A 15,300-nucleotide genomic window follows, 5' to 3' on the forward strand; every position below is an offset into this window, starting at 1 on the left:
TCGTGCGCACTGACCGGGCGTCACCCGCGGGTCGACGGGACGTCACCCGCGGACGGCCCCGCGAAGTCCCTTACCGGCCAACGGTCCTGATGACGAGCCACGCGCGCGTGTGCGACGTTCGCCACCCGCGCGGTGTACCCGCGGGGCGGGCGGACGGGACTGTCGGTGGCGGCCCGTATCCTCAGTGACCATGCTCGAAGACCGTATGACCGCGGGGTCGATCCCCGCACCGTGGCCGGCCGCGTATCCGCGGGGATACGCGGTCGTTGACGTCGAGACCACCGGACTGGCCCGCCACGACCGGATAATCTCCGCGGCGGTGTACCGGCTGGACGCGCACGGCGACGTCGAGGACCACTGGTACACGCTGGTCAATCCGGAGCGCGACCCGGGGCCCGTGTGGATCCACGGTCTGACGAGCGAGCAGCTCGACGGCGCCCCGCTCTTCCAGGACATCGCCGGGGAGTTCGCGAGCCGCCTCGACGGCCGGGTGCTGGTCGCGCACAACGCGGTCTTCGACTGGCAGATGATCGCCCGGGAGTACGCGCGCACGAGCGGCGAGCCGCCGGTCCGTCAGCGGCTGTGCACCATCGCCCTGTCCAAGACGCTCGCGCTGCCGCTGCCCAACCACAAGCTGGAGTCGCTCGCGGCGCACTTCGGTGTGGTGCAGCGGCGCGCGCACCACGCGCTGGACGACGCGCGGGTGCTGGCGGAGGCGTTCCGGCCGAGTCTGCGGACCGCCGCCGAGACGGGCGTACAACTGCCGTTGCAGGAGTGCCGGCCGCTCACCGAGTGGTCGGAGACGCCGGCGCCCTCGATCGGCCGGCAGTCGGGCGGCCCCGCCGGCCACGGCTCGTACGGCGGCTACCGGCCCGGTACTTGGCGGCCCTCGCGCAGCCGCCCCGCGTGCCCGTACCCCAACCCCGGGCGGTACGAGGAGGGCGGGCGGCTCCGGCAGGGCATGCGGGTCGCCTTCTCCGGGGACACCTCCGTCGAGCGCGAGCTGCTGGAGGACCGGGCGGTCGAGGCGGGCCTGCATGTCGCGACCAGCCTGTCCCGGCTGACCAGTCTGCTCGTCACCAACGACCCGGACGCGGGCACGTCGAAGGTCCTCAAGGCCCGGCAGTACGGCACACCGGTGGTCGACGAGGCCGCCTTCGGCCAGCTCCTCCAGGACGTCGAACCGGCCGCGCGGGGGTGACCGTACGGACGGGTGATTGTGCGCGACTCGCCCGGCCGCCGCTCGCCCGCGCCGCGGGGACGCCCCACCCTGTGGCGCATGGCGACATGTGAGGTTTGCGGCAACAGCTACGGAATGACCTTCGAGGTGCACGCGCAGGGCGCGGTGCACGTCTTCGACTGCTTCTCCTGTGCGATCCACCGCATGGCACCGATCTGCGAGCACTGCCGGGTCCAGATCATCGGGCAGGGCGTCGAGGTCGAGGGCCACTGGTACTGCGGCGCGCACTGCGCCCGCGCGGAGGGCCGGGTGGGCATCGTCGACCGCGTCTGAGCGGCGGACGGCGACGGACCCCGTCGAGCGCCCCGGCCCCGTCCCGTGTCCACGCACCACCCCCCTCCCAGCACCCCACGGCCCGAGAGGTACGGTCGTGGGGTGTACCGCTTCCTGTTGTCCCGGCAGTGGGTGATCCTCACGCTGGTCGCCCTCGTCCTGATCCCCACGATGATCCGGCTGGGCTTCTGGCAGATGCACCGCTACGAGGAGCGCACCGCGCGCAACGACCTGGTCGCCGACGCGCTCGGCGCCGACCCGGTGCCCGTGGAGCGGATGACGTCCCCGGGGCACACCGTCACCACCGGCGAGCGGTACCGCACGGTCACCGCCGAGGGCCGCTTCGACACCGAGCACGAGGTCGTCGTCCGGCGGCGGGTGAACGCCGACGAGGAGGTCGGGTTCCACGTCCTCACCCCGTTCGTCCTGAAGGACGGCAAGGTGATGCTGGTCAACCGCGGCTGGATCCCGGCCGACGGCCCGAGCCAGACCGTGTTCCCCAAGGTGCCCGCGCCGCCGGCCGGTGAGATCACCGTCACCGGGCGGCTGATGCCCGACGAGACGACCGAGGCGAGCGGGATCAAGGACCTCCAGGGCCTGCCGGACCGGCAGATCATGCTGATCAACAGCGAACTGGAGGCCCAGCGCCTCGGCGAACCGGTGCTGGGCGGCTACGTCGTGCAGACCACCCCCGAGCCCAAGGGCGACACGCCGGAGCTGATCGGCAGGCCGGGCAACGAGGACGCCGCCCTCAACTACGCCTACGCCATCCAGTGGTGGCTGTTCGCCGCGGCCGTACCGGTCGGCTGGGTCGTCCTGGCCCGCCGCGAGGCCCGCGACCGGGCCCAGGCCGCGCAGCAGGCCCAGGACACCGAGGACGCGGAGCCCGCACCGGTGTAGCGGCGCCGGAGGCACGGAGCCCGCGCCGGTACAGCCGCGTCGGAGGCACGGAGCACGCACCGGTACAGCCGCGTTCACCCGCCCGGCCCGCACGCCCGATTGCGGGCACGTCGGCCAGGGAACCCGGAAGCCGTGCACCCGCCCACCGAGAACGCCGCGAGCCGGCCGGCCGAAGACGGCCGCGACCGACCGAACCGCATCGAGGACTACGCCCTCATCGGCGACGAACAGACCGCCGCCCTGGTCGGCACGGACGGTTCCGTCGACTGGCTGTGCCTGCCCCGCTTCGACTCCGCCGCCTGCTTCGCGAAGCTGCTCGGCGACGAGGAGAACGGCCACTGGCGCATCGCCCCCAAGGGCGCGACCCGCTGCACGCGCCGCTCCTACGAGCCCGGCACCCTCGTGCTCAACACCGAGTGGGAGACGGAGGAGGGCGCGATCCGGGTCACCGACCTGATGCCGCAGCGCGACCACGCCCCCGACGTCGTACGCGTCGTCGAAGGGCTGCGCGGCCGGGTCACCGTCCGCGGCACCCTCAGGATCCGGTTCGACTACGGCTCGATCGTGCCCTGGGTGCGCAACGCGGAGGGCCACCGGGTGGCCACCGCGGGACCGGACTCGGTGTGGCTGCGCAGCGAGCCGCCGGTACACACCTGGGGCGCGGACTACGGCACGCACTCGGAGTTCACCGTCGGACCGGGCGAGCGGGTCGCGTTCGTGCTGACCTGGCACCCCTCGCACGAGCCGCGCCCGCCGCTGACCAACCCCTTCAAGGCGCTGCGCGCGAGCGTCGAGGACTGGCAGAAGTGGCTCGCGCGCTGCACCTACCGGGGTCCGCACCGCGAGGCCGTACTGCGCTCGCTCATCACGCTCAAGGCCCTCACGTACCGGCCCACCGGCGGTGTGGTGGCCGCCCCCACCACCTCCCTGCCGGAGGAACCCGGCGGTGTCCGCAACTGGGACTACCGCTTCTGCTGGCTGCGCGACTCCACCCTCACACTCGGCGCGATGCTCGAACTCGGCTATCTGGAGGAGGCCGAGGCCTGGCGCGACTGGCTGCTGCGCGCGGTGGCCGGCGACCCGGCCGACCTCCAGATCATGTACGGCCTCGGCGGCGAGCGGCGGCTGCCCGAGATGGAGGTGCCGTGGCTGTCCGGCTTCGAGGCGTCGACGCCGGTGCGGATCGGCAACGACGCCGTGAGACAGCTTCAGCTGGACGTGTACGGCGAGGTCATGGACTCGCTCTCGCTCGCCCGGCGCTCCGGCATCGCCGACAAGCACGGCATCTGGGCGTTGCAGGTCGCGCTGATGGAGTGGCTGCGCGAGCGGTGGCGCCAGCCCGACGAGGGGCTCTGGGAGGTGCGCGGCGGCCGGCGCCACTTCGTGCACTCCAAGGTGATGGTGTGGGTGGCCGCCGACCGCGCGGTGCGTGATCTGGAGGCGCATCCGGAGCTGGAGGGCGGTGATCTGGAGGGCTGGCGCGCGATGCGCGACGAGGTGCACCGCGAGGTGTGCGAGCGGGGCTACGACGCCGAACGGAACACCTTCACGCAGTACTACGGCTCCCGCGAACTGGACGCCTCCTCGCTGCTCATCCCGCGCGTGGGCTTCCTGCCGCCGGACGACCCGCGGGTGAGGGGCACGGTGGACGCGGTCCGCGCGGAGCTGGAACACGGCGGGCTGCTGCGCCGCTACAGCGCCGAGCACACCACGGTCGACGGACTGCCGGGCGGCGAGGGCGCGTTCCTGGTCTGCTCGTTCTGGCTGGCGGACGCACTGCACATGACGGGGCGTACGCGGGAGGCGCGGGCGCTGTTCGAGCGACTGGTGGCGCTCGCCAACGACGTGGGTCTGCTGTCCGAGGAGTACGACCCGGACACCGGCCGCCACCTCGGCAACTTCCCGCAGGCCTTCAGCCATATCGGCCTGGTGAACACGGCCCTCGCCCTGTTCGGGGGCGACGGGGCAGGATAGGGGCCATGGATCTTGGACTGAAGGACCGGGTGTACGTCGTCACCGGGGCCACGCGCGGGCTGGGCAACGCGATCGCCCGCGAGCTGGTCGCCGACGGGGCGAAGGTGGTCGTCACGGGGCGCGACGAGGAGCGGGTCGCCGAGGCGGTGGCGGACCTGGGCGAGAACGCGGCCGGTCTCGCCGTGGACAACGCCGACCCGGAGGCGGCGGAGCGGCTGATCGCCACCGCGCGGGAGCGGTTCGGCGGCTTCCACGGCATCGTCGTCAGCGTCGGCGGCCCGGCCCCCGGGTTCGCCGCGGACATCACCGACGAGCAGTGGCAGGCGTCGTTCGAGTCGGTGTTCCTGGGCGCGGTACGGCTCGCCCGCGCGGCGGCCGGCGAGCTGGCGGCCGGCGGTGTCATCGGGTTCGTGCTGTCGGGTTCGGTGTACGAGCCGATAGCCGGACTGACCATCTCCAACGGGCTGCGGCCGGGCCTCGCCGGGTTCGCCAAGTCGCTGTCGGACGAGCTGGGGCCGCACGGTGTCCGTGTGCTGGGGCTGCTGCCGGGGCGGATCGACACCGACCGGGTGCGCGAGCTGGACGCGCTGTCCGCCGACCCGGCGGCCACCCGCCTGGCCAACGAGTCCCGGATCCCGCTGCGGCGGTACGGGAAGCCCGAGGAGTTCGGACGGACGGCGGCCTTCCTGCTGTCGCCGGCGGCCTCCTACGTCACCGGCGTGATGATGTCGGTGGACGGCGGCTCGCGCCACGGGTTCTGAGCGGGGCCGGCACCGGGGCGGGTCGGTGCCGGGGCGGGTCGGTGCCGGGGCGGGTCGGTGCCGGGGGGCCGAGCCGGTCCAGCGCCGGTGGCGCCAAGTCGGTCCAGCGCCGGGCCCGCCCTCAACTCACCCGCTCGGCCCGGTGTTTGACGCCCCGCAGCCGGACCTCCGCCGGCAGGGAGGCGAGGCCCGCCGAGTCCCGGGCGTGCGCGAGCGCCTGCTCGGTCACATGGGCCAGGGCGGTCGCGGGGTCCACGTGCGGTTCCAGCTGAAGGCGTACGCGGGCCCCGGGGCTCGACCGGCGGCCCTTGAGCCGTACGTGGGCCGTCTCGACGCCGTCGAGGGCGGCGGCTTCTTCGGCGAGGACGTGTTCCATCGCGCGTCCCCGCAGCAGGGCGCCCTCGCCGTCGCCGGTGTCGACGAGCACCTCGGCGAGCCGGCGCCGCCGCAGGGCCGCCGTGAGCCACCACAGGAGGAGCAGCAGGAGTACGGCGAGGACGGCGATCACCACGGGCCACCACCAGCCGGAGTCCCGCCAGCGGGTCCGCTCGGCGTCACTGAGCAGGACGTCGTCGGAGCTGTCGTGGATCCACCAGGACGGCGCGTCGAGGCCGAGGCCGACGGCCAGCACCGAACCGCCGAGCACCAGCAGCACGAGGCCGATGACGCCGAGCAGTACCCGGTTGACGGTCCTGAGCACCGTACTCACCCCTTCCGGCCGGGTCGGCGGACGTGCACCGCGAGTGCGGGCGGCCGGGACAGGCCAAGGCCCCGGATTCCCTCGGCGAGGGCGCCGTCGAGGTCGGCGCGCACCTCGTCGAGCGGGCGGAAGTGCGACACCGCGCGGACGTCGGCCCGCCGGCGGCCCATCCGGACCCGCACCGACTGCACGCCGGACACCTCCATCGCGCGGTCGCGCAGCACCAGCGCGGCGGCGGGCCGGTGCAGTCCGGCCCGGACGTCGGTGTGGGTGCGCCGCATCGGGAGTACACCCCGCAGGCCGGGGGTCGCGGCGAGGACGAGCAGCCAGAGGCCGAGGACGGCGGCGACGGCCGCGCCGGCCAGTACCCAGGTGTCGTAGAGCGGCCGTTCGGCGAGTTGCGTGGCCAGTTCGCGGCGCCAGTGCATGGCGGGGCGGCCGGCCCGTACGGCGGCGACGTCGTAGAGGAACAGGCCGACAACGGCCAGGAGCAGCAGGGCGACTACGGCGGCGGGGACGCGGCGGGCCGACCAGAAGCGGTGCTGCTCGCCGTTGTCGCCGTCGAGGACGGGCGGCGGGTCGTAGTCGGCCGCCGACGCGGACTGGTCGAGTGGTGGGTCGGTCTCCTTCTCCAGGACCGGCAGCCGTCTTGTGGTGCCCTCGGAGCCCTGGGACTCGCTCATCGCGTCCTCCCCTGCGCGCCGTGCGCCGTCGGCAGATGCAACCGCTCCACGTCGACGGCGACCTCCGGAACCTCCATGCCCACCAACGCGCCTACCCGCTCGACGACATGCCGACGCACCGCGCGGCAGCGGGCCGCGATGTCGGCGGGATAGCCGAGTTCGAGATGGAGGTGGATGTGGGCGGCGTCGCCCGGCGCCTCGTCGGGGCCGTGGGCGTGCGGGCGGATCACCACGGTGGCGTGGGGGCGTGCGGCGTCCTCGGGCAGCGGGCCGACCGCCTCGCGCGCCGCCTGGGCGGCGATCTTCGCGACGACCCGGTCGGCGATCCGGGTGGCGCCACGCTCACCCGGCGGTACGGTCCCGCGCGGCTCCACGTCCCCGGTCGCACCGGTCACGGACGCACCGCTCACGGACGTCACCGCCGGCGGTCGTCGCGCGAACGGAAGAAGTCACCGAGCTCCAGGTCCCCCTCAAGGAACCGGCCCGCGACAAAACCGATGGCGCCCAGCGCCGCCACCAGCAGAAAGGCACCGAAGCCACCGAAGTACCCGGCGAACCCCAGCGCCATCCCCGCGATCATTCCGACCACGGCCATGCTCATCGTGCGCTCCCCTCAGCGGTGCGTTCGTACGGTCGCCGGGTCACTGGATCCGGGGCTCCGGCTCGTCGTCCTCCTCGTCGGGCAGCTTCACGTCGCTGACCGCGATGTTGACCTCGACGACCTCCAGGCCGGTCATCCGCTCGACCGCCGCGACGACGTTCTCGCGGACGTCCTTCGCGACGTCGGCGATCGACACGCCGTAGTCGACGACGATCTCCAGGTCCAGCGCGGTCTGCACCTCGCCGACCTCGGCCTTCACCCCGCGTGTCACCGCCTTCGAACCGCCGGGCACCCGGTCGCGCACGGCGCCGAACGTGCGGCTCAGGCCGCTGCCCATGGCGTGTACGCCGATGACGTCCCGCGCGGCGAGTCCGGCGATCTTCTCCACGACTCCGTCGGCGATGGTGGTCCGGCCGCGGCCCGCGGGGTCACCGCCACCACGCTTGGTGGTCTTGCGCGTCTGTACGGGCGTCTCGCTCTCGCCGTCGGCGCCCTGGGTCCGGTTGCGGTCCGTCGTATCGGTCATCGCCCTGCGTCCCTTTCGCTCGTCGCCCCTTCGACCACCGTAAGTGGGGTTGCCCGGCAGCGCGCCGGGAATGCGGCAGGCTGGAGCAATGACGGCGGACCAATGGACGCGGGAAGTACGGCACCGGCTGGGCCTGGGCAGACTGCTGCCGCTGGGCGGTGCGCGGGACGGCGTGTGGATCGCGGAGGCGGCGGCCGCGACCGTGTTGCGGCGGGCGGCGGACGCGGTGCCCGGGGTGCGGCTCGGGGCGCTGCGGATCGCGCCGGCCGAGGCGGCCCCGACGCACGAGGCGGCCGTACCGGCCCCGCCGAGCGCGCTGCCTCCGGGGCCACTGCGGGTGACGGCCGACTTCTCGGCGACGGCGGCCGAACCCCTCCCGGCGACGGCGTCGCGGCTGCGCGACGCGCTGGCCGAGGCGGCGACGCGGCGGCTCGGGCTGACGGTGGACGAGGTGGACCTGCGGGTGACCGGGTTGCTGGAGGCGGACGCGACGGCCGGTCCGGAGCCGACGTCGACACGCCCGGGACGGGCCCCGGCAAGTCGGGAGCACACGTTGGCCCACTCGGAGCAGGAGCCGGTCTCCGGCGGCGTACCGCCGTCGACCGCCTCGGCCACCGACGAGGAGCGGGTCGCCGGCGCCGTGCTCGGTGTCCCCGGGGTGAGCCGGCTGACCGGTGCCCTCGATGGTCTGGGCCGTGCGGTGCACATCGAGGACGGCGCCGGCGACGGCACGGCCGTGCCGCGCCGTCATGTGCGTGTGGAGATCGCCGTCGACGCGGACCACCGGACGCTGGACGTGGCCCGCGCGGTCCGCACGAAGGTGGGCCGGCTGTCCGGCCGCCCCTCGGTGGCGGTGCTGGTGACGGCGGTGGGCCCGTCCTAGTCGCCGAGTCCCGGTCCTAGTCGCCGAGTCCCGCGAGGTCGCGCAGGCGGCGGGCCTGTGCCTGGCGCTCGGCGGCGCGCTGCTCCTCGTAGGTCCGGCCGGGTACACCGAGCAGCAGCGCCTTGGTCTCGACGACGGCGTCGCGGGGCGCGGCCAGCAGTGCGGCGGTGAGGTCCTGTACGGCGCCGTCGAGCTGGTCGGCGGGCACGGCGAGGTTGGCGAGGCCGATGCGCTGGGCCTCGTCGGCCTGGACGAAGCGCCCGGTCACGCAGATCTCCAGCGCGCGGGCGTACCCGACGAGGCTCACCAGCGGGTGGGTGCCGGTGAGGTCGGGGACGAGTCCGAGGCTGGTCTCGCGCATCGCGAACTGCACGTCGTCGGCGACGACGCGCAGGTCACACGCGAGAGCAAGCTGGAACCCCGCGCCGATCGCATGCCCCTGAACGGCTGCGATCGACACGAGGTCACTCCGCCGCCACCAGGTGAAACCGTCCTGGTACTCGGCGATGGCCGCGTCGAGTTCGGCGTCGGTGCCACGCGCGAGGTCGATGAACGACGGTTCCCCGTCGAAGCCCTCGGGCGTGAACGCCTGCCGGTCGAGTCCGGCCGAGAACGACTTGCCCTCGGCACGCAGCACGACCACTCGTACGGTGCCCGGCAGAGACCGCCCGGCCTCGGCAAGCGCGCGCCACAGAGCGGGGCTCTGCGCGTTGCGCTTGGCCGGATTGCCGAGCGTCACCGTGGCGAGCGCGTCGTCCACGGTGAGCCGTACACCGTCCTTGTCGAAAACCGGATCGATTGCCGGATCGCTTACCGGGTCGATTGCCGGATCGTTTGCCGGGTCGAGCGAAGCCATGGAACGCCTCCGGTGGGTGCCGTCATCGTGTGTGCCCTACTGGGGCACACATAAGTGACTGCACAGTAACCACCCGGCCGATCGGCCGACCGACCGGGTGACCACCATCGCCATCGGAGCCGATGGGCCGCCCGGGGTTGAGGCCTAGACGGCCTTCTTGCCCCGCGTCGCCCCGCCACGCCCACGGAGCGTGACGCCCGACTCGCTGAGCATCCGGTGCACAAAGCCATACGAACGACCGGTCTCCTCGGCCAAGGCCCGGATGCTTGCACCGGCGTCGTACTTCTTCTTCAGGTCTGCCGCGAGCTTGTCGCGCGCGGCGCCGGTTACCCGGCTGCCCTTCTTCAGAGTCTCGGCCACCCGTGCCTCCTCATGGGAAGTGCGCTCTGGTCTCCTCATGATCACCCCTCCGGGGCTTCATGGCCACCCATTCGGCAAGGTCCGTGGGACATGGTTTTGACGACAGGAGCACATCCCCACAAGCGGAATCAGGGATTCCATGGAATCCGAGCGATACCGCCGAACGGGTTCTTCCGCGAAGTTCCTGGTCAGACGCGCGCCACAAGAGAGGCCTTGTCGACAAAGGGATTCGCCGGGAAATGGATGTAGGACACACCTCAGTACGAGGAGATCTCACACAGATGATGGATCACCGATGGGCCGAATGATCCATACTCAGTGGATCATCCATTCGATCAAGCCCCGGTGACGGCCGGGTGGCCGTCCGCCGGGCTCAGGCGAGCGCCACGAGGTCGGCGTAGTCGGAGCCCCACAGGTCCTCGACGCCGTCCGGCAGCAGGATGATCCGCTCCGGCTGGAGCGCCTCGACGGCGCCCTCGTCGTGGGTGACCAGGACGACCGCGCCCTTGTAGGTGCGCAGGGCGCCGAGGATCTCCTCGCGACTGGCCGGGTCGAGGTTGTTCGTGGGCTCGTCGAGGAGCAGCACGTTCGCCGACGACACCACGAGGGTGGCGAGGGCGAGGCGGGTCTTCTCGCCGCCGGAGAGCACACCGGCCGGCTTCTCGACGTCGTCGCCGGAGAACAGGAACGAGCCCAGCGTCTTGCGGACCTCGACCAGGTCGAGGTCCGGGTTGGCGGAGCGCATGTTCTCCAGGACCGTGCGCTCGGGGTCGAGGGTCTCGTGCTCCTGCGCGTAGTAGCCGAGCCGCAGGCCGTGGCCCTCGATGACCTCGCCGGTGTCGGGCTTCTCGACACCGCCGAGGAGCCGCAGCAGGGTGGTCTTGCCCGCGCCGTTGAGGCCGAGGATGACGACCCGGGAGCCCTTGTCGATGGCCAGGTCGACGTCGGTGAAGATCTCCAGCGAGCCGTACGACTTGGACAGGCCCTCCGCCATGAGGGGGGTCTTGCCGCAGGGCGAGGGCTCGGGGAAGCGGAGCTTGGCGACCTTGTCGGACTGCCGGACGGCCTCCAGACCGCTGAGCAGCTTGTCCGCGCGGCGGGCCATGTTCTGCGCGGCGACCGTCTTGGTGGCCTTGGCGCGCATCTTGTCGGCCTGCGAGTGCAGTGCGGCGGCCTTCTTCTCGGCGTTCTGCCGCTCGCGCTTTCGGCGCTTCTCGTCGGCCTCGCGCTGCTGCTGGTAGAGCTTCCAGCCCATGTTGTAGACGTCGATCTGGGAGCGGTTGGCGTCCAGGTAGAACACCTTGTTGACGACCGTCTCGACCAGGTCGACGTCGTGGGAGATCACGATGAAGCCGCCGCGGTACGTCTTCAGGTAGTCGCGCAGCCAGATGATCGAGTCGGCGTCCAGGTGGTTCGTCGGCTCGTCGAGCAGCAGGGTGTCGGCGTCCGAGAACAGGATCCGGGCCAGCTCGATACGGCGGCGCTGACCGCCGGAGAGGGTGTGCAGGGGCTGGCCGAGCACCCGGTCGGGCAGGTTCAGCGCGGCGGCGATGGTGGCGGCCTCGGCCTCCGCGGAGTACCCGCCCTTGGTCAGGAACTCCGTCTCCTGGCGCTCGTACTGCTTCATCGCCTTGTCGCGGGTGGTGCCCTTGCCGTTGGCGATGCGCTGCTCGTTCTCCCGCATCTTGCGGATCAGTACGTCCAGGCCGCGCGCGGACAGGATGCGGTCGCGGGCGAGCACGTCGAGGTCGCCGGTGCGCGGGTCCTGCGGGAGGTAGCCGACCTCGCCGGAGCGGGTGACGGTGCCGCCCGCGGGCTGGCCCTCGCCGGCCAGCACCTTGGTGAGGGTGGTCTTGCCCGCGCCGTTGCGGCCGACCAGGCCGATGCGGTCGCCCTTGGCGACACGGAAGGTGGCGGACTCGATGAGGATGCGGGCACCGGCGCGCAGCTCGATGCCGGAGGCGGAAATCACGGACAGACTCCAGGGCGGGTGGGTGGCGGGACGGACGGTTCGAGGACGTACCCGCGCCGTCTAGTGCACGAGGAGAATGGCCATGGGGCCAGTCTAACGGGGCCGTGCAACCAGTTTTCCCGGCACACCGGCCCGGAGAACCCGGCGGGTGCCGGGAGGCACTCCGTCCACGCAGGCCGACGGCAATGAGCCGCACGGCCCACACCCCGGACGTGACATACGGCACGCAGGCCCGCGTCTGCTTTAGGGGCGCGGGGAACTGCGCGACCAGCCCCCACCGGGCCCGCGGCCGAAGAACAGGCGCCGTCGCCCGTTCGGACCGCCGACCGGCGTCGCGAGCACCGAGCCGGGTGAGGATGGCCGGAAGAGGCCGGCGCAGTCGCAAGGGTGGTGCCCGTATGCAGTTCGACGACGACGCCCGTCTCGACACCTCCGAGGTGCAGGACGTCCGCGGCAGCCGCATCCCCGGCGGAAGGGCGACCGTCGGCGGCGGCCTCGCGGGCCTGCTCGCCCTGCTGCTGGGCCTGTTCTTCGGCGTCGGCCCGGACCAGCTGGGCCTGTCGTCCGGCGACGAGCAGCCCGCCGCCACCGCGTCCTCGCTCGCGCAGGTCCAGCAGACCTGCCGGACCGGACAGGACGCCAACACGAAGGACGACTGCCGGACGGTGGCCGTCGTCAACAGCGTCCAGGACTTCTGGGACGAGGAGTTCCAGCGCCGGCGCGGCACCTACTCCCGCTCCCCCACCGTCTTCTTCGCGGAACGCGTCGGCACGGCGTGCGGCGCGGCGACCTCGGCAGTCGGGCCGTTCTACTGCCCCGGCGACCGCAAGGTCTATCTCGACCTCGGCTTCTTCGAGGAGCTGCGGACGAAGTTCGGCTCCACCGGCGGACCGTTCGCGCAGGCGTACGTCGTCGCGCACGAGTACGGGCATCACGTGCAGGACCTGATGGGCACGCTCGGCCGGTCGCAGGACGGGTTGACCGGTGCGAACAGCAACGCCGTGAAGGTGGAGCTCCAGGCCGACTGCTACGCCGGGGTGTGGGCGAGTCACGCGACCACGACGAAGGACGAGTCGACGGGACGGCCCCTGATCACCAGCCTGACCGACGCGGACATCCGGGACGGACTGGACGCGGCGGCCGCGGTCGGCGACGACCGGATTCAGGAGCGCTATCAGGGACGCGTGACGCCGGAGAACTGGACGCACGGGTCGTCGCAGCAGCGCCAGGACTGGTTCTACCAGGGCTACCGCACCGGCGACATGGCCCGCTGCAACACCTTCGGCTGAGGCCGGACGGCGCCCGGGCGGCGTTGTCAGTGGCGGGTGCAACACTGAAAACCAAGTCGGATCCGGCGCATCGCGCCCTTTCCGGCAGTACCCCGGCACGGCTTCACAAGGGAGTGATCGGCATGGCAGGCACGAATGGCGGGCGGCCCAGCATCTACCCGACGCTGTTGTACACGGACGCGAAGGCGGCGGTCCGCCAGCTCACCGAGGCACTGGGATTCACCGAACTCGCGCTGTACGAGGGCGAGGACGGCACGGTGATGCACTCCGAGCTGGTGCAGGGCAACGGCGCGGTGATGGTCGGTTCGAAGGGCCGCGGCGGGCTGTTCGACGCGACGATGAAGGGCGCGGGCCCGTGCGGGGTGTACGTCGTGGTGGACGACGTCGACGGCCACCACCAGCGGGCCGTGGACCACGGCGTGGAGATCCTGATGCCCCCGACGGACCAGGACTACGGCTCCCGCGACTACATGGCCCGGGACATCGAGGGCAACATCTGGAGCTTCGGCACGTACGCGCCGGCGATAGAAGGCTGACGCCGGGCGCCTCGCCGGGTCCGCTCGCGGTCGGTCAGCGCCCCCCGGTGTGCACCTGGAAGGCCGCGCGGCGGACGGCCTTGGCCAGGGCCGGATCGGGGTGCGCGGCGGCGAGCGCGACCAGCACCTGCACGGTCCGCGGGTGGCCGACGGCGCGCACCTCGTCGAGCAGCGCGGGCACGGTCGGCTGTACGGCGGACTCCAGGTGCCGGACGAGCAGCGGGGCCTCTCCGTGGTCGGCGACGGCGGCCGCGGTGTCCACCCATAGCCAGGTGGCCTCCTCGCGGGTGAGCACCTCGTGGGCGTCCTCGGGGTCGGCACCGTCGTGCTCGGCGAGCCACAGCAGGGCGTAGGGCCGCAGCGTCGGCTCGTCGACGACCGTGCGGACGCCGGGCTCGGCGGGGGCGCCGACGACCCGCAGCGCCTCGAAGGCGAGGCTGCGCAGCAGGGCGTCCTCGCCGCGGGCGGCGTCGAGCAGTTCGGTGACGGCGCTGCCGACGGGCCGGGCCGCGAGCCAGGCGCGGTACTCGGCGCGGGCGGCGTTGGGGCGCAGCTGGGAGCAGCCGCGGAGCATGTCCTCGGCGGCGGCCTCGATGTTGCCGGCGGGGCTCTGCGCGGCGACGCAGATCTGCTCCAGCTTGACCCAGACCGCCCAGCTGCCGAGCGGGGTGAGGGTGGCCTGGGCGTCGCCGTAGGTGAGGGCGCCGACGGAGGCGAGGGCGTGCAGGGCCCAGTCGAGGAGCGGGGCGAGGGCGGTGTCGTCGCTCGGCGGGGTGGGCTCCGGCTGGGGGCCGTAGGGGATTTCGCAGCGCTCGGTGCGGAGTTCGCCGACCCGCTGCTGGAGGAGGTCCAGGAGCTGTTCGACGGGGACGGAGCCGGCGGAGAGCTGGAGGAAGGAGAGCACCTGGGGCATGGCCGAGACGACCTCGGCGACGGCGGCGGGCTCATGGCCCCGCGGCTCGGGGTGGGCGAGCGACCAGGCGTCGAAGAGGGCGACCCAGCCGCGCAGTACGGCGCTGTCGTCGCGGTCCCAGGCGCGCAGCCGCCAGCCGGGGCGGGCGACGTCGCCGTGCACCTCGACGAGGCCGGCGAGGCGGGCGGTGTCCCAGTCGGCGCTGACCTGAGCCGGGGTCAGGCCCAGCTCGGCGGCGGCCCGTTCGGCGGTGGGGGCGGAGAGGGTCGCCATGCCGTCGGTGGTGGCGTCGTCCCGCCCGGGGCTGAGCGCGGTGTCGGCCCAGCGGGCCACGCGGGCGGCTCCGGCCAGCCCCGAGCGGGCCATTCTGGCCAGCTCCGCGGGTGCCGGGGTGCCCTCCGGGGGGCGGGGGGCGGGTCGGCGCGAGCGCCGCTGGTTCATCGCTCGGGGGGCGGCGGCCAGGGGTCGCGGGCGGACAAGTCGAAGCCTGGAGTCGCGCGGGATACGGGACGTCACGGGTGCAGTCTTCCGGTTGACGGTCGGAAAACCCAAACGGAATGTCACGGCGGGCTACGGGACTGGCCAACGGGCGGGACCTGAAGGGCGGTGAACAGGCGCGATCAGGCCAGTGGTACGGGCTTAAACGGAACCGTCGCGACCGGGTGGCGGGAGACGGGGGTGCGGGACGGGTGGTGCGGGGAAGTCGGTTGGGGGCGGGGGGAGTTGGCGGCCCGGTGTCACTTCGGGGCGTGCCGCGGCCGGCTACCGGAGGGCGCCTCGCGATCCGCCCCGGGTGTGTCGGGTCTCCGCGGGTGTGTCAGGTCTGCCGCGGG

17 protein-coding genes are annotated in these 15,300 nt (G+C 72.9%); 8 read left to right on the forward strand and 9 right to left on the reverse strand.

The window, feature by feature from the left end; genetic code table 11:
* The first annotated feature begins 190 nt into the window (after positions 1-190).
* The 5 genes from ACIQAC_RS38945 (at position 191) to ACIQAC_RS38965 (ending at position 5,148) form a co-directional block, all read left to right on the forward strand.
* Positions 191-1,201, forward strand: coding sequence for a DEDDh family exonuclease (locus tag ACIQAC_RS38945; RefSeq protein ID WP_402200131.1), 1,011 nt, complete (start codon positions 191-193; stop codon positions 1,199-1,201).
* 78 nt (positions 1,202-1,279) lie between these two features.
* Positions 1,280-1,513 carry a hypothetical protein gene (locus ACIQAC_RS38950; protein ID WP_402200134.1) on the forward strand — a complete coding sequence of 78 codons (234 nt, stop codon included), beginning with the start codon at positions 1,280-1,282 and terminating at the stop codon, positions 1,511-1,513.
* Between the two features lie 102 nt (positions 1,514-1,615).
* Entirely contained in the window at positions 1,616-2,413 is a 798-nt protein-coding gene (locus ACIQAC_RS38955) for an SURF1 family protein (RefSeq protein ID WP_402200137.1), read from the forward strand.
* 198 nt (positions 2,414-2,611) lie between these two features.
* Positions 2,612-4,387 carry a glycoside hydrolase family 15 protein gene (locus ACIQAC_RS38960; protein ID WP_402200234.1) on the forward strand — a complete coding sequence of 592 codons (1,776 nt, stop codon included), beginning with the start codon at positions 2,612-2,614 and terminating at the stop codon, positions 4,385-4,387.
* Positions 4,388-4,392: 5 nt separating this feature from the next.
* Positions 4,393-5,148 (forward strand): SDR family oxidoreductase, encoded by a 756-nt coding sequence (locus ACIQAC_RS38965; protein ID WP_402200139.1) that lies wholly within the window; start codon positions 4,393-4,395, stop codon positions 5,146-5,148.
* A 121-nt stretch (positions 5,149-5,269) separates the two neighbouring features.
* On the opposite strand, the gene amaP is transcribed toward ACIQAC_RS38965, so the two are convergent.
* Genes amaP through ACIQAC_RS38990 form a run of 5 tightly spaced genes read right to left on the reverse strand, consistent with a single transcriptional unit; the run spans position 5,270 to position 7,658 of the window.
* Entirely contained in the window at positions 5,270-5,848 is a 579-nt protein-coding gene (gene amaP, locus ACIQAC_RS38970; RefSeq protein WP_402200142.1) for an alkaline shock response membrane anchor protein AmaP, read from the reverse strand.
* A 5-nt stretch (positions 5,849-5,853) separates the two neighbouring features.
* Complete coding sequence (locus ACIQAC_RS38975; RefSeq protein WP_402200144.1) at positions 5,854-6,531, reverse strand: DUF6286 domain-containing protein; 678 nt, start codon at positions 6,529-6,531, stop codon at positions 5,854-5,856.
* On the reverse strand, positions 6,528-6,926 hold the full coding sequence (locus ACIQAC_RS38980; protein ID WP_402200145.1) for an Asp23/Gls24 family envelope stress response protein: 399 nt from the start codon (positions 6,924-6,926) through the stop codon (positions 6,528-6,530). The genes ACIQAC_RS38975 and ACIQAC_RS38980 overlap by 4 nt, the downstream gene beginning before the upstream one ends.
* Before the next feature lie 20 nt (positions 6,927-6,946).
* Positions 6,947-7,132, reverse strand: coding sequence for a hypothetical protein (locus tag ACIQAC_RS38985; protein ID WP_208779522.1), 186 nt, complete (start codon positions 7,130-7,132; stop codon positions 6,947-6,949).
* Between the two features lie 40 nt (positions 7,133-7,172).
* A complete protein-coding gene (locus ACIQAC_RS38990) occupies positions 7,173-7,658 on the reverse strand; it encodes an Asp23/Gls24 family envelope stress response protein (RefSeq protein ID WP_402200148.1) in 486 nt (161 codons plus the stop codon).
* 88 nt (positions 7,659-7,746) lie between these two features.
* On the opposite strand from ACIQAC_RS38990, the gene ACIQAC_RS38995 reads away from it, so the two are divergent.
* Complete coding sequence (locus ACIQAC_RS38995; protein WP_402200151.1) at positions 7,747-8,541, forward strand: nucleopolyhedrovirus P10 family protein; 795 nt, start codon at positions 7,747-7,749, stop codon at positions 8,539-8,541.
* A 16-nt stretch (positions 8,542-8,557) separates the two neighbouring features.
* On the opposite strand, the gene ACIQAC_RS39000 is transcribed toward ACIQAC_RS38995, so the two are convergent.
* The 3 genes from ACIQAC_RS39000 to ACIQAC_RS39010 all read right to left on the reverse strand — a co-directional run bounded on the left by ACIQAC_RS39000 (position 8,558) and on the right by ACIQAC_RS39010 (position 11,729).
* Positions 8,558-9,397 carry an enoyl-CoA hydratase/isomerase family protein gene (locus tag ACIQAC_RS39000; protein ID WP_402200153.1) on the reverse strand — a complete coding sequence of 280 codons (840 nt, stop codon included), beginning with the start codon at positions 9,395-9,397 and terminating at the stop codon, positions 8,558-8,560.
* 144 nt (positions 9,398-9,541) lie between these two features.
* On the reverse strand, positions 9,542-9,757 hold the full coding sequence (locus ACIQAC_RS39005; protein WP_401427646.1) for a helix-turn-helix domain-containing protein: 216 nt from the start codon (positions 9,755-9,757) through the stop codon (positions 9,542-9,544).
* A 373-nt stretch (positions 9,758-10,130) separates the two neighbouring features.
* On the reverse strand, positions 10,131-11,729 hold the full coding sequence (locus ACIQAC_RS39010; protein ID WP_402200156.1) for an ABC-F family ATP-binding cassette domain-containing protein: 1,599 nt from the start codon (positions 11,727-11,729) through the stop codon (positions 10,131-10,133).
* 398 nt (positions 11,730-12,127) lie between these two features.
* Between ACIQAC_RS39010 and ACIQAC_RS39015 the strand changes: the two genes are divergently transcribed.
* Entirely contained in the window at positions 12,128-13,018 is an 891-nt protein-coding gene (locus ACIQAC_RS39015; RefSeq protein ID WP_402200159.1) for a neutral zinc metallopeptidase, read from the forward strand.
* 122 nt (positions 13,019-13,140) lie between these two features.
* Positions 13,141-13,554: a VOC family protein gene (locus ACIQAC_RS39020; RefSeq protein ID WP_402200162.1), complete on the forward strand. Its 414-nt coding sequence runs from the start codon at positions 13,141-13,143 to the stop codon at positions 13,552-13,554.
* Between the two features lie 34 nt (positions 13,555-13,588).
* Here the strand turns inward: ACIQAC_RS39020 and ACIQAC_RS39025 are convergent, their stop codons facing one another.
* Positions 13,589-14,983 carry a hypothetical protein gene (locus ACIQAC_RS39025; RefSeq protein WP_402200164.1) on the reverse strand — a complete coding sequence of 465 codons (1,395 nt, stop codon included), beginning with the start codon at positions 14,981-14,983 and terminating at the stop codon, positions 13,589-13,591.
* Between the last annotated feature and the right edge of the window lie 317 nt (positions 14,984-15,300).

The organism is Streptomyces sp. NPDC088387, assembly GCF_044753385.1.
Classification (GTDB): Bacteria; Actinomycetota; Actinomycetes; order Streptomycetales; family Streptomycetaceae; genus Streptomyces.

What these genes read in the sequence shown, in the direction of transcription:
- ACIQAC_RS39020 (WP_402200162.1), top strand. Translation starts at nt 13,141, where the DNA reads ATGGCAGGCACGAATGGCGGGCGGCCCAGCATCTACCCGACGCTGTTG.
- ACIQAC_RS38985 (WP_208779522.1), bottom strand. Translation starts at nt 7,132, where the DNA reads ATGAGCATGGCCGTGGTCGGAATGATCGCGGGGATGGCGCTGGGGTTC.
- ACIQAC_RS38990 (WP_402200148.1), bottom strand. Translation starts at nt 7,658, where the DNA reads ATGACCGATACGACGGACCGCAACCGGACCCAGGGCGCCGACGGCGAG.
- ACIQAC_RS39000 (WP_402200153.1), bottom strand. Translation starts at nt 9,397, where the DNA reads ATGGCTTCGCTCGACCCGGCAAACGATCCGGCAATCGACCCGGTAAGC.
- ACIQAC_RS38965 (WP_402200139.1), top strand. Translation starts at nt 4,393, where the DNA reads ATGGATCTTGGACTGAAGGACCGGGTGTACGTCGTCACCGGGGCCACG.
- ACIQAC_RS38975 (WP_402200144.1), bottom strand. Translation starts at nt 6,531, where the DNA reads ATGAGCGAGTCCCAGGGCTCCGAGGGCACCACAAGACGGCTGCCGGTC.
- ACIQAC_RS38945 (WP_402200131.1), top strand. Translation starts at nt 191, where the DNA reads ATGCTCGAAGACCGTATGACCGCGGGGTCGATCCCCGCACCGTGGCCG.
- ACIQAC_RS39015 (WP_402200159.1), top strand. Translation starts at nt 12,128, where the DNA reads ATGCAGTTCGACGACGACGCCCGTCTCGACACCTCCGAGGTGCAGGAC.
- ACIQAC_RS38995 (WP_402200151.1), top strand. Translation starts at nt 7,747, where the DNA reads ATGACGGCGGACCAATGGACGCGGGAAGTACGGCACCGGCTGGGCCTG.
- ACIQAC_RS38950 (WP_402200134.1), top strand. Translation starts at nt 1,280, where the DNA reads ATGGCGACATGTGAGGTTTGCGGCAACAGCTACGGAATGACCTTCGAG.